The organism is Bradyrhizobium elkanii WSM2783, from assembly GCF_000472865.1.
Lineage (GTDB): Bacteria > Pseudomonadota > Alphaproteobacteria > Rhizobiales > Xanthobacteraceae > Bradyrhizobium > Bradyrhizobium elkanii_A.
In genome coordinates, this window is sequence record NZ_AXAP01000001.1 from 418459 (window position 1) to 436395 (window position 17937).

Below are 17937 nucleotides of genomic sequence, written 5' to 3' on the forward strand. Positions count from 1 at the left end.
ATGCAGCAACGTTGCGCGTCGGATAACGGACCTTGAGAGGCATATCGAAGCTTCGAAGATCCCGAACAGAACGTCTTCGCCGCTGCGATAGCACGCGCGGTGCACACGATACTGCACAAGGCAGTCCAATCATCGCCAACTACAGGGAATTCATCATGAGGTCTCAACGTGCTCGCGCGGCAGCCAGCCTGCTGCTCGGTATCCTGCTTTCTGGAACGATGCTCTCAGGTGTGGGATTCGCTCAATCCAGTTCGCGATCTGCCGCGGCTGCCGGCGAGCCGGCGTCACCTTGGGACCAGCGTGTGAATCCCGCTGCCGTGCAAGCCGACGCCTGGTTTGACAACTATAAGTTCCGTGACGGGGAGACGCTGGCGCGCCTCAAGATTCATTATTCGACTCTGGGCACACCGCACCGCAACGCCAAGGGCGAGATCGACAATGCGGTCCTTGTTCTGCATTGGACCGGGGCAGACAGCCGCGCGCTGCTGAGCCCGACCTACACGAAGGCACTCTTCGATCCTGGTCGCGCGCTGGACGCGCAGCGTTACTATCTGATCTTTCCGGACAGTGTCGGTCATGGCCAATCCAGCAAGCCGAGCGACGGGTTGAAAACGAAGTTCCCGAACTACGATTACAGCGACATCGTCGACCTCCAGCATAAGGTGGTGACGGAAACACTGGGCATCAAACATCTTCACGCCATTCTCGGCATGTCCATGGGTGGAATGAATGCCTGGCAATGGGCCGAGGCCTATCCTGACATGATGGACGGCGTGATGCCGGTGGTCTCGCTGCCGATCTCAGTTTCGGGCCGCAACCTCCTCTGGAGGCGCATGGTGATCGATGCGATCCGTGCCGATCCAGAATGGAAAAACGGGGACTATACGGAGACCCCGCGCGGTTGGATCATGGGGTACAACATTCTGCGCCTGATGATCGACAGCGCTCCCGCTCTTCAGCACGAAGTGCCTGACGGCCCCGCGGTCGATAAATTCCTGAGCGCCAACCGTCTCACAGCGGAGCATGTCGACGCAAACGATATTCTTTATTCGCTCAAATCATCATTCAGCTACGATCCTGAGCCTGAGCTTTCCAAGATCAAGACGAAGCTCTTCGCACTCAATTTTTCCGACGACGAGTTCAATCCTGACAAACTGCAAGTTCTCGAAAAGTCGGTTCCGAAGCTCGAACGCGGCCGTTACGCAGTTCAAGCGGGAACCCCGTCATCGCCCGGTCACTTCACCATGACACGGCCCGACCTATGGGCCCAGCATGTCGCCGAGTTCATGCAGTGGCTTGGCGATACGCCTTCTCGGGCGAGCAACTAGAGCAATTTGCGGCCAAACATCCTCGCACGTCCGATCAGCCCACAAAACACGATACCGGCAGCTATAGTGGCGTGACCGCTGAACATCACGAGGCCGAGGCTCCAGCCATGCCGAGCGACGAGAATGCCGAGCGCAAAAACCAGGGCGCACGCGCCGGCAATGCGATGGATATATGTCATGCTTGGCCGCAGGAGCCTGCCAAAGATATCGCGCTGCTGGCGATTCGTGGCGAACGCCAGCGCGGTGAACCCTGTAAGGCACAGCGCAAAGGAAGGGAGATGACTCATCCTGCCGCCTTGCCGGATGCAACGGCGGCCAGAGCCTCGCGGCTTGTCTTGCGCCTGAAGTGGGATCCGGTCGCCTGCCGAGCCGTGCGTATCGCCAGGACGGCATGGAGCGCAGCGAGCGCCCAGCACATGAGATCCACACCGGCAAAGACCCAGTCGCCTTCGGTGAGGCTGTGCCACAGCGGACGCTGCGTCGTCACCGCGTTGAGGAGCGGCAGGAGAAACAGCAGCGCCGATGCCGCCCATAATTGCTCGACCCAGGCTGACTTGGCGGGACGCACCAAGGCATGCAGCAGTGTCAGGGCCCAGACGCCGAAGAACAGGTCAATCTCCCAGTTGGCGCGACCTTCCAACGGGTGTGGTAGCAGGCGGTTGGCCCAAAGGAATGCAGTCATTGCGATCGACAAACCGGCGATGCACGCGATGTTCAGCCGCTCCACAAGACGGAAGCCAAAATAGGGGCGATCCGGGTCAGGCAGCTTCTGTCGCCGCTTCACGGTCCACATCACGAGGCCCGTGCCCACCATGGCCGTACCCATGAAGCTCACGAGAAAATACAGCCACCGCGTGACGGTGTCGCTGAAGCGTCCCAAATGGAGCGCATAAAGGACGCCTCGTGTTTCGGCCGCAGCCCCCACATGCTCGCGCACTGCCACCAGTTTGCCAGTGGCGCCTTCGAACTCCAGATATTGCGGACTCATGGAAACGCGGCCGGCTTCTCCCCGCGTCACAGCCACACGCGCCGCCGCATCTCCGGGATGAACCGCATTGACGCGCCCCACATTATCCCGGCCCCAGCGTTCTTGGGCCTGCCGAACCATGTCCTCGACCGATGCCAGCGGCACTTTCTGCCCGCTGGGTTTGCCGGGCTGGATGAAGGCACTGAGTTCGGCGTTGAGTTGCTGATGCTCCGCCGGGCTCTTGAACGCCACGCGCTCGCCCCACGGCATGTACAGCGCCATCAAGGTCACCAATCCGGTGTAGGTGATCATGAAATGGAACGGCAGCCCGAACACCGAAAAGGCGTTGTGAGCGTCCAGCCAAGAGCGCTGTCCTTTGCTCCAGCGGAAGGTGAAGAAATCGACGAAAATCTTCTTATGGGTGATGACGCCACTCACAATGGCCACGAGCATGAACATTGCGGCCGCACCCGCAAGCCATCTGCCCCACACCACAGGCATGTAGTGGAATTGGAAGTGGAAACGGTAGAAGAACTCACCGCCCAGCGTGCCGCGTGAGGTGACTTTCTGGCCGGTGGCGGGATCGAAATTGGCTTCGTCGAAGGCACGGCCGCCCGGATTGCCTGTGGGTGTACGCCAGAAGGCGTAGACACTGTTATTGCGCGCGTCCGGCAGGCGCATGCTCCACTGCGAGGTTCCGGGCGCGATGTTGCCGAGTTCATCAGCAATTCGCTGCGCCACCACCGCCTGATCGGGAATCTGGGCTAGAGGCGGCAGCTCCGGTCGCATCCATTGCGACAGCTCGTCCTTGAAATAGGACATTGTCCCTGTGAGGAACATGGCATAGAGAATCCAGCCGAGCAGAAGGCCAGCCCACGTATGCAGGCTGGACATACTTTGCCGGATGCCGCGGCCGGCAACTTGCACATCGTTGTCCGTCTTCACGCCTCGGCCCTTCGTCAGGAAACAGACCACGCCGCCAGCGACAGCGGCACCGCCACGACGATCAGGCCGGCCCAAGCCTTCAGCGCGCTGCGCACGGCAAAGACCCAGATCACGGCACCGGCGTAGATGGCAAAGCTAGCCAGCATGCCGGTGAGCACGGCCTGGGGCTTGCTCATGGGCAAAGCGAGCACGGCGACGCTGTTGAGCGCGGCCAGCGCATAGCCGCCGAACAGGGCGGCGACGATGCGCGAGATGAGCGGGCCCGTGGAGCGAAAGCGATGTATCAGGGCGTTCATTTGCCCGGAGTTGCCGGCGGGCCTGCAGGAATTGGTGTCAAGCCGTTGGCATTCACAAAGGTCACGGTGGTGGCATAGCTCACGGCATCGTACTTCTCAGCGCCATTCGTCCCCGCGCGTTCGCCTGCGCTGCGGTCGTTGAAGCTGACTTCAGCGACGTAAGTGCCTTTCCAAGGCATATCGAACTTCACGAGGCCCTGCTCGTCGGTGTGACCTTCCTTGGACCAGCCAGATTCCGTTACCAGCGTCACCTTGGTCTTGGCTTTAGGCTGATTTTTGAAGAAGAGCTTGAACTGGCCTTCCTGACCTGTAGGCACGAGGTCCAGTACGAGCTTGGGCTGCTGCGCGGCAAAGCTGGTGATCAAGCGTGCGGCAGGATAGAACCAGTTCGTGACCTCTTTGTCTTGCTGCTTCCAAACATAGAGCGGGTAGCTCGCATCTTCCGCGACAATGCCGTCGCCGGGGGCCGTGGAAAATGGCAGCGTGAAGCCGTTTGCGGTCTTCGTGGCATCGGACTTTTGCTCGCCCTTGGTGGAGATGAGCGTACCGGTCACCTTAGCGAACTTGTCGAGCAACCCCGGTGAGGTTTCACGAAGGTTCTCGCCGAACTCGCCAAAGCGAACGACGGCATTCTGCCCATCGGACTGCTCGATCCAGATCTGGTGCGCCTGCACGGGCGTTATCACGCCAAGCAGGGCGACTACTGCGATGAAGGGCTTTGTCATGACAAACACCTTAGAAATCGAATGAAGCAGATACGATGTAAGTCCGAGGCGACGCAACCGTTACGAATGTACCGGTCGTAAGCCAGTAGTTCTCGCCGGTCACGTTTTCGATGTTGGCGCGGATCGTGACAGGTCGGCCGTCGATCGAAGTCGCATAACGCGCGCCGATGTCGACACGAGTCCAATCGGGGAATCGCAGGAGATTGGCGCTGGTGAGATAGGCGCCCGACGTATAGATCACGCGCCCATTGAGAGCGAGGCCCTCGACCCACGGCGTATCCCAGTCGAGGCTGGCCGAGAACGTCTTGTCCGGCACACCCTGGGCATCGTTGCCGCGCTCCAATGGATTGGTCGGGTTGGTCAGCTCGGGACGCAGGAAGGTTGCGCTGGCCATACCGCGCAGGCCGGGCAGCAACAGGCCATAAGCGGACAGCTCCACACCGCGGTTGCGCTGTTCGCCGTCATAGGCCAGTGCGTTGGATGCGGTCCGGATCTGGCTGGGTCGTGTAATCTGGAACACCGCCGCAGTCGTCGTGATGGTGCCCCAGTCCATCTTGATACCAGCTTCCTGCTGCTTCGATTTGAATGGCGCAAGCGCAGTACCGGTGTTGCTGTAGCCGGGACCGACGATGGTGCCTTGGCTCAGTCCTTCAGCGTAGTTCGCGTAGAGCGAAACATTATGCCAGGGCTTGACTACCACGCCGGCAAGCGGCGTCAGCGCTTCTGCTCCGTAGTTGCTTGTCGGGAGACCGGTAGTGGTGCTGAAAGCGTCCTGTTCCACTCTCTGGTGACGAGTACCGACGGTCACCAGCACCGCATCATTCAGGAGTGACATTGTGTCGGCGATCGCAACGCTCCTGAGCGTTATCTCGTTGGCTAACCGCGCCGGCGTGCGCGCGCCAGTGACCACAGGAAGGGGGGATGGGTTGTAGATATTCGATGGGACCGACTGAGCCGGCGTATTGGCAACGTAAGCGTTGCCGTTCTCCTGATAATAACCGGTGAAAGCGAGATTGATCGCATGACCGACCGGCCCTACTTGGAAACGTGACCGTATGCCTGCGTTGCCGCTCGTCGTCTTGCTGTAGGAGTCATAGTACGCGTTGATGAGCCTGAAATTACCGAGAGCGTCTATGCCGCTAGGGAATCCCGTGACACGGGAATCAGGGAACGTCTGGTAGTTCTCGCCCTCACGATAGCCGATGCCCGCATAGGCCGTCAGCGATTCGGCCAGATCATATTCGAGGCCCGAGGCGATGGTGTTGTCGCGCTGACGGAGCATCGTGTCCGGGTACCAGTTGCTGCGCGCGTCGGGCGGGGCAGGAATGAAGGGCACATTACCCTGAATGGTCATCTGCGGACGGAAGTTCTTGGTGTCGTCGTTCTGCGAAATGGCATCGAGCGTCCAGCGCAGGCGCTCCCCGCGATAGTCGAGTGACAACGCACCGAGACCGGTCCGCCAGTTTCCGCCGTCGATCGAGGCCTCGCCATTGCGCCCCACCCCGTTGAACCGGACGCCCCATTCCTTGTTTTCACCAAAGCGTTGGCTGGTCTCCAGATGGAGACCGTAGTTGCCGGCGCTCATGAAGACCGGCGTCAAACGTGTGAAAGGTATCTCAAGCGCGCGTTTGCTGACGATGTTGACGCCGCCGCCGACGCTGCCGCCAGGAGCTATGCCGTTGATGAGCGCACCGGGCCCCTTGAGCAATTCGATTCGCTCGATGATCTCCGCCGGCACGCGACTGGAGGACACCAGCCCGTAGAGACCGTTGAAGCCAACGTCACCTGAAGGAACGCTGAAGCCGCGGATCTGGAACGTGTCGTCGAATCCGTTGCTGCCTGTGGTGAGTCGCACCGAAGAGTCGTTGATCAGCGTATCCGCGGCCGTCCGCGCCTGCTGATTCTCGATCAGTTGCGACGTATAGTTGACGGTGCTGAACGGCACATTCATGACGTTCGTGCTTCCGAGCAGGCCGAGCGTTCCACCCTGTGCCAACTGGCCGCCAGCATAGGCTGGCGCCGGCGCTCCGATCGTCCGAGTCGATCCAATCGTGGTAACAGGCGCAGTCGGCGCAGGAGGCTGTTCGGTTCGCTGCCGGGATGCGACGCGAGCAGAGTGCTGAGCTGAACCGCGAGTCCGAACAGTGCGCGTCGCTCGCGCTCTTTGTTGGGGCGCATCGACGTGCACCGGAGGCAACACGTGCGGCTGCGCGCTCTGCGCCCTGCTCTGAGAAGAGCTCACACCGCTCAGGCATAACGTAACAACGCCCGTCGCCACGCCAACATACAAACGGTTCTTATAATTCTCGAAGTTGCTCAACAATCGCCCCCAGTTCGCCTAGTCGATGTCCGACTAGGAAATCGAAGGTGCGAAGGCAACGAAGGCGATTTAGAATCTATTGATGCATGCGCGTAAGAGTTTGTGAGTCCGATTTCTAACCACTCTAGTAAGCCAACACTGAAATCTCTCTAATAAGCGAACTCTGACAACTCATCGTCCGGCATTGCGACGCTTTGACGCGTGATGGAGTGGAGGTTGTGCTAGCCAACACGTGACGCCGCTTGATAGTCCGCTTTGCGAAGCTCGCTCGCGCACCATCGCGACGCCACACGTCGAACTCTGCCGTCAGCCAGCTCAGAGCTTCTTTATGATTCCGAGGCCACGCCTTAGGCCGAGTCGGAAATTGAAGAGGCGCCCGAAGGCGCCTCCAAATCGCTGGAGTGATTGCGCCGCCTCTTTAGAACCGGTCGGCAACGCCCATGCCAGGATCGCTCACCGAACCGCGGCCGGTTTCCACATGGCCGGCGACGCGCCGATAGAAGCCGCTGCCCGAGTCGCTGGTGATGACGAAGTCATACCACAGGCCGGTGGTGCGCAGATTCCAGTACAGTTCACCGGGGTGGCCGGAAGCGGACACTTTGACATCCCACGACGTGCGCGGACCGCCGCCGAAGTCGGGTCCCGGGAAGAAGACCGGTGGATTGAATCCGAAGCCCGGGGCGCAGAAGTCGGGAGCCTGCCGGAAACCAGGCACCGGGCCGAAGCCCACGGGACGGACGCTCGGACGCGGACCGAAGCCCGGAGGCTCCGGCTGCATCGCGGCGGCGACCGAGGCACTCACGGCGAGCAGCGGTCCATAAATCTTGTTGGACTTCACCGTGAAGCGAAGGTGGCCGTTGCCGTCGTTGCGAAACTGCAGGTGCAGACCGCCGTCGTGGACGTTGTAGCCGACGAAGATTTCCGGGTTCGGCTCATTCTTGTGCCGCATCGTAGAGATGTCGCCTTTGAAGTGGCGGTGGAAGCCGTTGGGGGCGAGCACCCACAGATCATAAAGGCCGTCGTCGCCAACCGCCCATTCGTCGTCCAGCATCTGGCCCGCCTCGACCGTGTAGCGCCGTGGAATGCGATCCAGGTGCATCTTGTCGTAGACGTGGAACACGGCGCCTGCAAAGCCGGTATTGGCGAACAGCAGCCTCACCTTGCTCTTGCCGGCATCAACCTGCGCGCTGGCGTGCAGAATGTAGGGTAGCGCGCGCGAGAAGCGCACGCCGGTTTCCTGAAACAGCGGCTGCGGCGTCGTCGGCGCGGTGGGGGCCGGCAATGTCTTCTGGTGCGCATCCGATGCTTGCCAGTTGCTCTGGTCGGGCAGCTCCGGGAAGCGGGCATCGTTGGGGCTCGCGAAGTCGAAGGCGGTGGTGAGGTCGCCCGAAATGGCGCGGTGCCAGGGGCTGATCGAGTCCACCTTGATGCCGAAGCGCTTCTCGAGGAAGCGGCCCACCGACGTGTGGTCGAAGACCTGCGAATTGACCCAGCCGCCCTTGCTCCACGGCGACACCACGTACATCGGCACGCGCGCACTGAGACCCCAGGGACGGATGTTGCCGCTGATCTTGTCGTCGCTGCTCAGCACGTTGCCGACCGTGTTGGAAAAGTATTCACCCGCGAGCGGCATCGTGGCCTTGCCCATCAGGTTGCCGTCGTTGTCATAGGACGGCACGGCCGGTGCCGGCAGGTGATCGAAGAAGCCGTCGTTCTCGTCGAAGGTCAGGAAGAAGACGGTCTGGCTCCAGACCTCGGGGTTGGCGGTCAGTGCTTCCAGCACCTGGTCGGTGAAATTGCCGGCGCGGGTCGGGCTGCCGCCGCCGGGATGTTCGGAGTTGGCTTGCGTCGGCAGGATCCACGATACCTGCGGAAGGTTGCCGCTCATCACATCGGCCTTCAGCCTGTCGAGATAATGCGGGCCACCGGTCAGGCCGTGCACATAATTGGGATCGCCCGGCTGGGCGTGGCGGAAGCTGGCGAACGCCAGGCAGCCGTGCATCGCGCCGGTCCAGTTGTCGTTCATGTCCTGGTAGACGTGCCAGCTGACGCCGGCGCGCTGCAGCAGGTCGGGGAGGGTGGGCCAGTTAAAGTCGCTGCCGACATAGCGATAGTTCGGCTGGGGCTGAGGCAGGCCGTCCACCCATTTGGAAGGGTTGGGCCAGCAGCGGTTGTTGTTGGGCTCGGAATCGTTCGTCGTGCAGTTGATGCCCTGCGCGCGCAGCGCGGGATTGAAGTTGGAGCCCGACCAGAACACGATCCGGTTGGGATCGGTGCCGGTGGTGATGGAGGCGTGGTAGGCGTCGCACAGTGTGAAGGCCTCGGCCAGCGCGAACTGGAAGGGAATGTCGTCGCGGCCGAAATAGCCCATCGCGTACGGGGTCTTGTACTTGGCCCAGAAGCCCATCTTGCCCTGGTTCCACGCTGCCTGACTGTCGCCAAACGAATGCGGCGTGCCGTATCCGACCAGCGCGTTGCTGGTCGCGGAGTCGCGGTGATAGGGCGGGATCTCACGGGTGCCGTCGGACTGAAACCACACCGGCTTGCCGCTTTCGAGCGGAATAGGGAAGCGGTCGCCGAAGCCGCGCACGCCGCGCAGCGTACCGAAATAGTGGTCGAACGAGCGGTTCTCCTGCATCAGGATCACGATGTGCTTGACGTCCATGATCGTGCCGGTCCGGCGCCGCGCCGGAATGGCCAGCGCCCGGTTGATGCTGGTAAAGGCAGCCGCCGCCGTGGCGCCCGCCAGAAAGTCGCGACGTGTTGTCATTTATTATCTACCTTTGGTTGAACAGTTGAAGAAACGAACGACGGCCTGCAGCGCAGGCTTGGCTCACTGCGCGGGCAAGCCGGTCGGCAATAGCAGTGCGACTTGACGTCGCTGTGAATAATTTATTTCCGCTGGAATTTTTTGTGAGCTTTTCTCAGTGTAGAATGATTGAGCACCGAGAGAGGGGAGAACGGGCCGGAATGACCCATGGGCCATCCTCGTCGCCGGCTCATCCCGGCGGCCGACGAGAATTGAAGCTCTGCGCAAGGGGAATCGCGGTAACCTTCCGCGATCCACCAAATGAATTCCCACGTTGTTCGCGAGGACGCGGGTGACACGCTCGAACTTCAATGCAGGGCCGTCCGTGAGCGGCATTCTATCCCGCGTTCGTGAATTGCAATCTGATCTCCCTCCAAAAGCTAAGCAAATCGCCGAGCTGATTATCGCGCAGCCGGAGTCCTTCATTCACATGTCGATCACCGAAGTTGCCGAGACATGTGGCGTGAGCGAAGGCACGATCGTTTCCTTTTGCGGCCGGGTGGGCGTTCGCGGGTTCCAGGAGCTCAAGATTCTTCTGGCGCGCGATCTGATCGAGCCGGTTCGTCTGATTCAGGAGGATCTGCATCGAGGCGATGATCCGGCGACCGTCACGGATCACATCTTTGCTGCTCACGCCGCTTCGCTCCACGAGACGCGCCGCCTGCTCTCAATGGAATCGCTGGCGAAGGCGGCGAGCTTGTTGAGGGAAGCGCAGCGGATCGAGATCTATGGCATAGGAAGTTCGGCGCCGATTGCGCAGGACCTCTCCTATCGCCTGCTGCAACTGGGGCTCGCGGCGAGCGCAGTCGTCGATTCTCATGTCCAGGCCGTCAGCGCGGGCATGACCGGCCCGGCGGTCACGACCGTTACGGTGTCTCACTCAGGCAGCACGGTCGAGACGGTGCTCGCGACCCGATTGGCGCGGGAAGCCGGCGCTCGGACAATCGGCATCACCCGGCTCGGCAAGTCGCCTCTGGCGGCCCATTGCGACGTTCTGCTCTATACCGTCGCCAATGAAACCCGGTATCGGCCCGAGGCCATGAGCAGCCGCGTGGCTCAGCTCGCCATTATCGACACCTTGGTGAGCTGTTGCGCCCTGACCGACACCGAGCGCTCCGTTGACAGGCTTCAACACGCCGCGCGTATTCTTTCCGAGAAGCGCTTTTGACCGCACAGCTTGCGGCGGAGAGCCGCAACAGGATGGCTCCGACCCGAGCCGAAAATCTCCGCCCGAGATGCCTTTCGGAGGATGCCCCCACTTGGCTTTGATGTACAATTGATGCTGGTTGCCCACCACAGGAGGTAAGTCATGAAAAGCCTCTATGCTCTCGCGTCAGTTGGGTTCTGCGTAGCTTCGGCAGCCCTCACCATCACCTCGGCGTCGGCTTTTCCAAACGAGGAGATCCCGAAAACCGAACCGGAGTACATCGCCAAGACAAAGACCGCCGCGCCAGCGTCGGTCGTGAACAACGCGACGATCACCATGCCGCAGCCAGATGGGTCTTCCAAGACCGTCCAAACCGGATCGAACGGTTTCACGTGCTTTATCGGCAATGACGGAACACCCGAATGCGATGACCAGAACGCCATGGAATGGCGCAAAGCTCTCCAGGCCAAACAGACCCCGCCGAACAAGATTGGCTTCATCTTCATGCTGGCCGGTGACACCGGCACGAGCAATCATGATTCCTCCGAACGGCACACGCACCAGCATTGGGTCCAGACCGGGCCGCATGTGATGATCGTCGGCGGCGCAGCGCACGAGATGCTCAGTCCGTATCCGCGCGATCTGGATGTCAAAGACCCGACGCAGCCTTATGTGATGTTCCCCGGAAAACCCAACGAGCACCTGATGATCCCGGTGGTCTCGCAAGAGCTTACGACGGGCAGCACGCGGTGACGCGGGTGAACTCCGCCGTGCCTGAGAGCAGCGGCACGGCGGCTGATTCCGTATGATCGCAGTGGCGGATCTGTGCTGCCCGCGTGATATTTCTTGGCGGTACAGCGCAAAGCCGGAACATTTCAACTCATGCCAGCCCGCTTGGGGCCGGCCTGAGTTGAAGTTCTCAAGCCTTGACCTTCCTGGCGGCAGGAACCGTCCATGTGCCGTTGATGATGGAGGGGTCCGTTTCCTGCGGCCAGTACATGCGCAGCATGAGTATGAAATCTCCCTCGGGAGCGGGCAGCCAGTTTGACTCCTTGTCTTGGCCCGGGGAGTCCTTCTGAATGTAGAGATCGACCGAGCCGTCCGCGTTTTCCTTCAGATCTTCACGGGCGCTGATCGAGTAGCGGTTGATCGGATTCTTCACGAAGAAGTAGCTGCTATCGTACATCGTGAGCGACCAGAATCCCTCCGCGGGAGGCAGGTGGCCTTTGGGAAACCGCATGACGTATTTGTTTGCGCCATTGTACTTACGGCCATCCGCATCCTTTTGTGAGGTCGGGTAGACTGCGTCCTGCGGACGATTGGCGCCGAGCCCGATCGCGGTCACCAGGGCCCGCATCAGATAGTCGGTCCCGTAGATGCCGGTCTTTGTTGTAAAGGCAAAGCCATTCTCATCCCTGATGGCTTTGTTGATCTTGAACTGAAGCATGATCCTGTCGAACGATACCTCCGGTAAGCGCTTCAGGAAGTCCGCATTGAGCTTGCTCTCATCAAAATCCTGCCCGGGAACGATGCCGATCCGAGCAAATTTGGCCAGCTGAGGCGCGTCTGCTTCGCTTGGCGGATTGGTCTTCATAAGCTCGCACAGCAGCTTGAAATACGACACCGCGTCCATGCGATTGACCTGCTCGCGGACCGCGGTTTTCATGTCGACCGACGGATCGACCTTTCCCGCAGGTGGCGTGTACGGCTTGCCGTAAGCACTGAGCGGTACGAGCTTGCACTCATCCTGCAGCTTGTGGACGGCGGCGTAATCCTCCGGCGTGCCGGTGCAATAGATGCGGCCAAGCAGCCATACGATGTTGGTCGGTGATTTGTACTCCTTTACGCCGGCCGGCAGCGTGCCCTTCCACCCGGGTCCGGTGATCGCATAAGTCTGCGCCCCGGTGCCGGTGGTGCGCTTCCCTGGGACTTGAAACACCGTCGTCCAGCCGTCCAGCATTGGCATCAGGAAATAGCGCCCCTTCATGTCCGGGATGCTGAGGACCCACGGTTCTTTCCCGACGTCGACGAAGGAGGTTGTGTAGAGAGTGTCCGCATTCGGCGCGGTGACATCCCTGAACGAAGCGTCTGGATATTGGCGCAGCTTGATAAGATGACCCATCGGTCCCCGTGTTCCGACCGGTTCAGCAACATTGGTCATGACCCGGCGAGTCATCTCGATCGTCACCAACGGATAGCCGAAAATGTAGGCGTCGCTCGCGAGCCAGAAATCCTCCAGGCCCTGACCCACTCCCAGGAAAGAATCCTGGGCAAGGACTGATCGTGTTCCGGCTGCGCCTGCCAGCAGCCCCATTCCACCAAACGCAAGGGATCGGCGGGTGATATTCATCGCTATCTCCTTCTTGGAACGAATACAAATGACGGCTAGTGTTTTCAGATGTGACGCTCATGCCCTGTGGGGCGAGGCGGTCAGGATGAATTGCTGGCGGCAGCTACGATGCCGCCAGTCAGCGCAGCTCAATAGCAAGGCGGATAAGGATAATATCCGCACCGGGGCGCGTAGTACGGATAGGCCGCTCCGGCTACTGCGGCCGCTCCCGCAAAGGCCGCACCTCGGTAGAAGGCCCCGCGCCAGGCCGTTCGGCGGGCGACCCCCGCAAAGGACAGCGGAGTGAAGGGGCGGCCGATGATGTCGATAAAAACCGATGCCGGTCCATCAGCTCCCACAAGATCGCCTTCGAGAATGTCGACATCGAAAGTCAGCTTGTCGTCCTCAAGCTTGGGCGATTTTAGTACGACGACGGCGTCGATCACCGACGATCCGTCTTTCTTGAAACCGGACACCGTAGCGTTTGGAGGATCTTTGGCGAAGTTGTCGCTGCCGTTGCCCCAATCCTCAACAATTCGCGTCGTGAGATCGTGACCGGCGGCCCGAACGGGTCGATCGGCAAACACGATGGCATTTGGCGAAATTCCCGTCAGCACAAGCTTGCCGTCCTTCAAGCTCGCACCGCGCGAATTGAGGACGAAGAGGGATGGCACGACTTCCGGCTTTGCCTGGCCGATGGATTTCTCAAGCGGAATATGCGGCTTACGTTCGGCGGCCGTTTGAGCAGAAAGTCCTTGGGGGCAGATCAGCAATCCGCCGACGCAAAATGCGATTAGAGCAGCACGAAGTGTCACGGCAATTTTCTCCCTGGAAAGAGGACTATTTTCCTTTCGGCCGGCTCCTATGGCTTTCAAAAATCGTCTGGCGCATCTTGTTCTGCGCATTCTAGAAAGTGGCTCCGCAGCAGCCGGGCAACTGGCAAGCAGCTTCCAATTTGGCAAGCAGCTTCGCTAAGCATTTCGCGCCAATTCAGATCGCAAGTCTTGCCATTTCGCGCCAATCGGCCGGATCAGTTCAGCAGTCAATCGGACAAATTCTTCTGCGATTGGCGTGCCGCTCCTGCTTACGCGCAAGTTGCTGCTGTCTGTAGACAACGGGTTGAACTTTCATCAAACGCACGAAACTGCGGCTGAAGCTGCTTGCATTCGTATAGCCGAGGAATCTTGCGATATCGGACAGGCGCACGCTTGAGTCCACGAGCAAGCGGCACGCGATCCTCAAGCGAACTTCCGCAAGCATTGCGCTGTGGCTTGTGCCCATGCGACCGAGATGGCGCTGCAAGGTGCGCGTGCTGATTTTGCAGGCGCGAGCTGTGCCATCGAGAGTTGCGTCACCGTGTCGCAGCGACGCGATAATGGCCGCGCGGACCGCCCGAGATGAAGGCAAACGGACAGCTCTCATCGGTTTGTGTGAGGCGTGAAGCCCACGGTCCCTCTGAAGAGAACCGATGCTTTGAGGCTACACGCATTCTCAGGACCAATCTGGCCACCAGCCGCCAAAATGTTCGTCAAGTGGAATTATTTGTTGCTCGCCATGCCTGCACGACCTGACAATCGATAAGGCAAGACAGTTGCAAGCCTGCTAGTCTGCTACCGCGGCAGACTTCTTGGGCAGGTAGTGATGACCGTTATTCCATTGACCCGTTGCCAATTTCTAATGCCATTTGCTGAAATTCATTCAGAGATCGGCGGACCCACCGCGGCGCTTCTCGCCAAATTCCGGCTTCCTACGTCTTTGGAGGAAAAAGCGGATCATTACGTGCCGCTGCTGCCGGCCGTTCGCTTTGCGGCGGCCGCCCAGGAAAAGCAGGGGCTGTCGGAGATCGCCTTTCGCGCAGCCCAGAGGCTCTCATTCGATCATCTAAGCGATGCCATGCGAGTTCGAATCCGGCATTCGCCAACTCTGTTGGTTGCTCTTCAGCAGATGTGCAAGTGGGCGCCGGTCGAAGATACAAATCTGCGTCTATGGCTGGAGCCGTACGACGAAAGCGTGAAAATTTGCAGCAAGCTCATTGGAACGGAAGGTATTTCCCATCTTGAGGTGTCCCAATGGCTTCAGAACATATTCGTCCTGCACATCGTCCGTCAGTTCGCGGGCGCGTGCTGGACTCCCAGAGTGATCGCGTTTGAAGCTGATTATATGCCGAGCAGAGAAGTTCAATCGCATTGGCCGGATACACGCTTCATGTCAGGTCAGAAAGCCTCATGGATCGAAGTGCCGCTGCAGTTCTTGAGCTATCCCAATCGCACAGTTGTTGTCCGGTCTCATTTGCCCGAGACAGAGCGGCAGCCTTTCGGCGGCGACGTCGTCGGCATTCTCAAGTTGACTTTACCATCGTATCTTGACGAGGGAGGCCCGGCGATAGTGCAGGCTGCCGAGATGGTTGGACTGAGCGTCAGGAGTCTGCAGAGGAAGCTCGCGCTGGCCGGGCTGACATACTCGGGCCTGCTTGAGCAGGTCCGCTTCAACAATGCGATGCAGCTTCTAAGCGATACTGAGAACAAGATCATCGACGTAGCATTCTCATCGGGATATGCAGACCCTGCCCACTTTGCTCGCGCTTTCCGACGGATTTCCGGATTCACCCCGCGACAGTTTCGGGAAAGGTCGAGGAGCGGACGGGCGGAGATCGACCTTCGCGCCTCCCAACTTGACGATCATCGTCTCTAGAGAAGATTTACGCCTTGGACGCTCCTCGATGTAGCGGCGTGGAATTTTCGGCTTTCCGGCTGATGTCGAAAGCTGGACTGCACGCGACATTGATCCTCGCCGCTGGGACGGCCTTTGGCGCAAATGATGATGACGGCGCTATCAGCGCATCGATACCGGCGGTCTATCTTGATCTGAGGACAAGCTACGCGCAGGTGCCGGCAGGATCGCTCGCATTTGGCTTTGGACATCCAACTCTATTCGATGCGTTGCGAACGCTCGCAACACCGAACCGCGCGGCGTTTCCGACCGGCCTGCCAGCAGCAAAATCGCTCAACGTGGATTTTCCGTTGACGGTCGATGTCACCGACAGCGTCTCGCTATACGGAGGCGTCTCCGGCAGTTCGACGGAGTTCGGAGGCAGCGGGTGGTCGTCCTTTCAAGTCACAAGCTGGAACGTCGGCCTCCAGGCGGATCTCTACCAGCAGAACGGCGGGACCTTTCCGACCGTGACGCTGCAATCGACGATCACACAATCGATCCCCAATGGTCCGCTGGCCACAACTTCCTTCAACAACATTCTCGAATTCGACTATGCACTTGATTCCGATGAGACCAAAGGCTTCCTCGCCGGTTTCCAGGACACGCGCACTGACGTCGGGACGACGCTCGTGAAGATCAACCCGAACACGATCGCCTATGTCGGCGGCTACTATCAATGGTCCAACAATTGGAAATTCACTGGCCGTGTGGGCGTGCAGTCCTTCGAAGGGGCGCAGCTTCTAACCCTTGCGCCCATTCAGCCGTTCACGCAACCGATCATGCGGCTCGATCTCGATCGCATGGACGATAACGACAATCGGCTGTTTGGCATCACCGCCGAAATCATGTGGGTGCCCAAGCCCGCCTATCAACTGACGGTCAGGACGCCCCTGTACGCAGTCCGTAATTAGCCGGCGCTGCTGGCGCGAGCCGACAAGGACCAAAAAATATCCTATGTCTGCTTTCGACGCCAATGTCCGCGCGGTCTTCCTGTGCCAGCGCTACCAGCTGCCGGTCATGTTAGCGCAAGGCGCGGGCCGGATCGTCCTGCGGCAATTCTCAGCGCTCCCGCAATGACAGGATGATTTTGCCATCACCATTGTGAGTTGGACGGAACAATCCATGATCCGGATCAATTCGGATCGCGATAACGGTGGGAGCCGAGCCTGGCTCGGGCAGCCGACGTGATTACGGCTGGAACTGTTGTTCGGCTTTGGGCCGGGTCGTATGCGCCCATTTTGGCATCTATGCGTCTTATCGGCTTGCAGGGCAAACTCGGAAATGCCGGTTGTCCGATCTGCGGCCGGCTGGGATAAGCTGTCATCGTCCACACGGAAAGGTGCGCATTGGTCTCTGCAAGCGAACTGGAGGCTGCTCTGGATTTCGTCCGGGCTCGGGCTGCCGGATCTGCCGAGGGCATTTTTGGTCCGGACTCGATGACCTGGAGGATCGATAGAGAAGCGGTCATCTTTTTGGGCGCCGGTCGTGCCTTGCTCCTTCAACTGGCGCATCCCTGGATCGCGGCCGCTGTGGCGGAGCACTCGCGGACCTTTGCGGATCCGATCGGTCGTTTTCATCGAACCTTTGACGTTATGTTTACGATGGTGTTCGGCTCGCTCGATACGGCTCTTGCTGCTGCCCGGCATCTCCACCGCCGCCATGCCACGATCGTCGGCCGCTTGCCCGAAGCGATCGGTCCCTTCGAGCGTGGCTCACTCTACCGCGCCAATGAGATCGCAGCGTTGCTGTGGGTTCACGCGACCCTCGTCGAGACCGCTCTCATGGTGCACGACATGATCTTGCCTTCGCTCTCGGTTGAAGAGCGCGAGCGATATTGGGCCGAAAGCCGGCTCTTTGGGGCGTTGTTCGGGCTGAAGCCGACTGACTTGCCTGCGGATTGGCAATCGTTTGTCGCCTACAACCGGGCCATGATGCAATCGGACACATTGTCGGTTACCGACACCGCCCGCGACGTGGCTGGACAGATCTTCGCTGGCGGTCGTCCATGGTTGCGCGTACCGCGATGGTATCAAGCCCTGAGCGCCGAGCTGCTGCCTGACTGCATTCGCATGGGCTTCGGATTTGCGTTTGACGAACGGGACAGGAAAGCCGCGGAACGTGCGCTCGCACGCATCCGACGCGTATACTCAGCAATACCAACCCGGCTTCGCTACGTCGGCCCTTACCACGAAGCTCAAGCGCGACTAAAAGGAAGACCCCGGCTCGACTGGACAACCCGCTGCCTTAACAGGGTTTGGATCGGACGGCCTCAGCTAGGTGATCGCCGGAATATTTGAAGCTTCCGTGCTCTCTGTCCCGTGTATGAACGCTTGTATCTCCAGCGTAAGACGGAGGATTC

At 59.9% G+C, this 17937-nt stretch carries 15 protein-coding genes; 6 read left to right on the plus strand and 9 right to left on the minus strand.

Translation table 11 applies throughout. The features are described 5' to 3' along the window. The first annotated feature begins 155 nt into the window (after positions 1–155). Positions 156–1328: an alpha/beta fold hydrolase gene (locus YY7_RS0101930; RefSeq protein WP_028161753.1), complete on the plus strand. Its 1173-nt coding sequence runs from the start codon at positions 156–158 to the stop codon at positions 1326–1328. Here the strand turns inward: YY7_RS0101930 and YY7_RS0101935 are convergent. The 6 genes from YY7_RS0101935 to YY7_RS0101960 form a co-directional block, all read right to left on the minus strand. Beyond that, positions 1325–1615, minus strand: coding sequence for a DUF3325 domain-containing protein (locus YY7_RS0101935; RefSeq protein ID WP_028161754.1), 291 nt, complete (start codon positions 1613–1615; stop codon positions 1325–1327). The two genes, YY7_RS0101930 and YY7_RS0101935, sit on opposite strands and share 4 nt — an antisense overlap. Beyond that, positions 1612–3189, minus strand: coding sequence for a PepSY-associated TM helix domain-containing protein (locus tag YY7_RS0101940; protein ID WP_051396453.1), 1578 nt, complete (start codon positions 3187–3189; stop codon positions 1612–1614). The genes YY7_RS0101935 and YY7_RS0101940 overlap by 4 nt, the downstream gene beginning before the upstream one ends. Before the next feature lie 65 nt (positions 3190–3254). After that, complete coding sequence (locus YY7_RS0101945; RefSeq protein WP_028161756.1) at positions 3255–3536, minus strand: DUF3649 domain-containing protein; 282 nt, start codon at positions 3534–3536, stop codon at positions 3255–3257. After that, positions 3533–4261, minus strand: a complete 729-nt coding sequence (locus tag YY7_RS0101950; RefSeq protein WP_028161757.1) for a cobalt ABC transporter substrate-binding protein — start codon at positions 4259–4261, stop codon at positions 3533–3535. Before YY7_RS0101950 ends, YY7_RS0101945 begins: the two co-directional genes overlap by 4 nt. Before the next feature lie 10 nt (positions 4262–4271). Next, positions 4272–6581 carry a TonB-dependent receptor gene (locus YY7_RS0101955; protein WP_028161758.1) on the minus strand — a complete coding sequence of 770 codons (2310 nt, stop codon included), beginning with the start codon at positions 6579–6581 and terminating at the stop codon, positions 4272–4274. 418 nt (positions 6582–6999) lie between these two features. Then, a complete protein-coding gene (locus YY7_RS0101960) occupies positions 7000–9351 on the minus strand; it encodes a phosphocholine-specific phospholipase C (RefSeq protein ID WP_028161759.1) in 2352 nt (783 codons plus the stop codon). 364 nt (positions 9352–9715) lie between these two features. Between YY7_RS0101960 and YY7_RS0101965 the strand changes: the two genes are divergently transcribed. Then, positions 9716–10558 carry a MurR/RpiR family transcriptional regulator gene (locus YY7_RS0101965; protein WP_245287153.1) on the plus strand — a complete coding sequence of 281 codons (843 nt, stop codon included), beginning with the start codon at positions 9716–9718 and terminating at the stop codon, positions 10556–10558. A 141-nt stretch (positions 10559–10699) separates the two neighbouring features. Continuing rightward, on the plus strand, positions 10700–11290 hold the full coding sequence (locus YY7_RS50350; RefSeq protein WP_051396437.1) for a hypothetical protein: 591 nt from the start codon (positions 10700–10702) through the stop codon (positions 11288–11290). Between the two features lie 166 nt (positions 11291–11456). Here YY7_RS50350 and YY7_RS0101975 read toward each other — a convergent pair whose 3' ends face one another. The 3 genes from YY7_RS0101975 to YY7_RS64310 all read right to left on the minus strand — a co-directional run bounded on the left by YY7_RS0101975 (position 11457) and on the right by YY7_RS64310 (position 14288). Further along, entirely contained in the window at positions 11457–12887 is a 1431-nt protein-coding gene (locus tag YY7_RS0101975; protein ID WP_028161761.1) for a DUF1254 domain-containing protein, read from the minus strand. Between the two features lie 128 nt (positions 12888–13015). Then, positions 13016–13771 carry a hypothetical protein gene (locus YY7_RS0101980; RefSeq protein WP_245287154.1) on the minus strand — a complete coding sequence of 252 codons (756 nt, stop codon included), beginning with the start codon at positions 13769–13771 and terminating at the stop codon, positions 13016–13018. 130 nt (positions 13772–13901) lie between these two features. After that, positions 13902–14288 (minus strand): helix-turn-helix domain-containing protein, encoded by a 387-nt coding sequence (locus YY7_RS64310; RefSeq protein WP_080663530.1) that lies wholly within the window; start codon positions 14286–14288, stop codon positions 13902–13904. A 219-nt stretch (positions 14289–14507) separates the two neighbouring features. On the opposite strand from YY7_RS64310, the gene YY7_RS0101985 reads away from it, so the two are divergent. The 3 genes from YY7_RS0101985 (at position 14508) to YY7_RS0102000 (ending at position 17875) form a co-directional block, all read left to right on the plus strand. Then, complete coding sequence (locus tag YY7_RS0101985) at positions 14508–15557, plus strand: AraC family transcriptional regulator (RefSeq protein WP_028161763.1); 1050 nt, start codon at positions 14508–14510, stop codon at positions 15555–15557. Positions 15558–15619: 62 nt separating this feature from the next. Beyond that, positions 15620–16489 carry a hypothetical protein gene (locus YY7_RS0101990; RefSeq protein ID WP_035688942.1) on the plus strand — a complete coding sequence of 290 codons (870 nt, stop codon included), beginning with the start codon at positions 15620–15622 and terminating at the stop codon, positions 16487–16489. A gap of 435 nt (positions 16490–16924) precedes the next feature. After that, complete coding sequence (locus tag YY7_RS0102000; RefSeq protein WP_028161765.1) at positions 16925–17875, plus strand: oxygenase MpaB family protein; 951 nt, start codon at positions 16925–16927, stop codon at positions 17873–17875. Positions 17876–17937 lie beyond the last annotated feature (62 nt).

Bases quoted from the DNA above. Each gene is read 5' to 3' on its own strand.
- YY7_RS0101930 (WP_028161753.1), top strand. From the start codon at position 156: ATGAGGTCTCAACGTGCTCGCGCGGCAGCCAGCCTGCTGCTCGGTATC.
- YY7_RS0101935 (WP_028161754.1), bottom strand. From the start codon at position 1,615: ATGAGTCATCTCCCTTCCTTTGCGCTGTGCCTTACAGGGTTCACCGCG.
- YY7_RS0101940 (WP_051396453.1), bottom strand. From the start codon at position 3,189: ATGTCCAGCCTGCATACGTGGGCTGGCCTTCTGCTCGGCTGGATTCTC.
- YY7_RS0101945 (WP_028161756.1), bottom strand. From the start codon at position 3,536: ATGAACGCCCTGATACATCGCTTTCGCTCCACGGGCCCGCTCATCTCG.
- YY7_RS0101950 (WP_028161757.1), bottom strand. From the start codon at position 4,261: ATGACAAAGCCCTTCATCGCAGTAGTCGCCCTGCTTGGCGTGATAACG.
- YY7_RS0101960 (WP_028161759.1), bottom strand. From the start codon at position 9,351: ATGACAACACGTCGCGACTTTCTGGCGGGCGCCACGGCGGCGGCTGCC.
- YY7_RS50350 (WP_051396437.1), top strand. From the start codon at position 10,700: ATGAAAAGCCTCTATGCTCTCGCGTCAGTTGGGTTCTGCGTAGCTTCG.
- YY7_RS0101975 (WP_028161761.1), bottom strand. From the start codon at position 12,887: ATGAATATCACCCGCCGATCCCTTGCGTTTGGTGGAATGGGGCTGCTG.
- YY7_RS0101980 (WP_245287154.1), bottom strand. From the start codon at position 13,771: ATGCGCAGAACAAGATGCGCCAGACGATTTTTGAAAGCCATAGGAGCC.
- YY7_RS64310 (WP_080663530.1), bottom strand. From the start codon at position 14,288: ATGAGAGCTGTCCGTTTGCCTTCATCTCGGGCGGTCCGCGCGGCCATT.
- YY7_RS0101985 (WP_028161763.1), top strand. From the start codon at position 14,508: ATGACCGTTATTCCATTGACCCGTTGCCAATTTCTAATGCCATTTGCT.
- YY7_RS0101990 (WP_035688942.1), top strand. From the start codon at position 15,620: ATGTCGAAAGCTGGACTGCACGCGACATTGATCCTCGCCGCTGGGACG.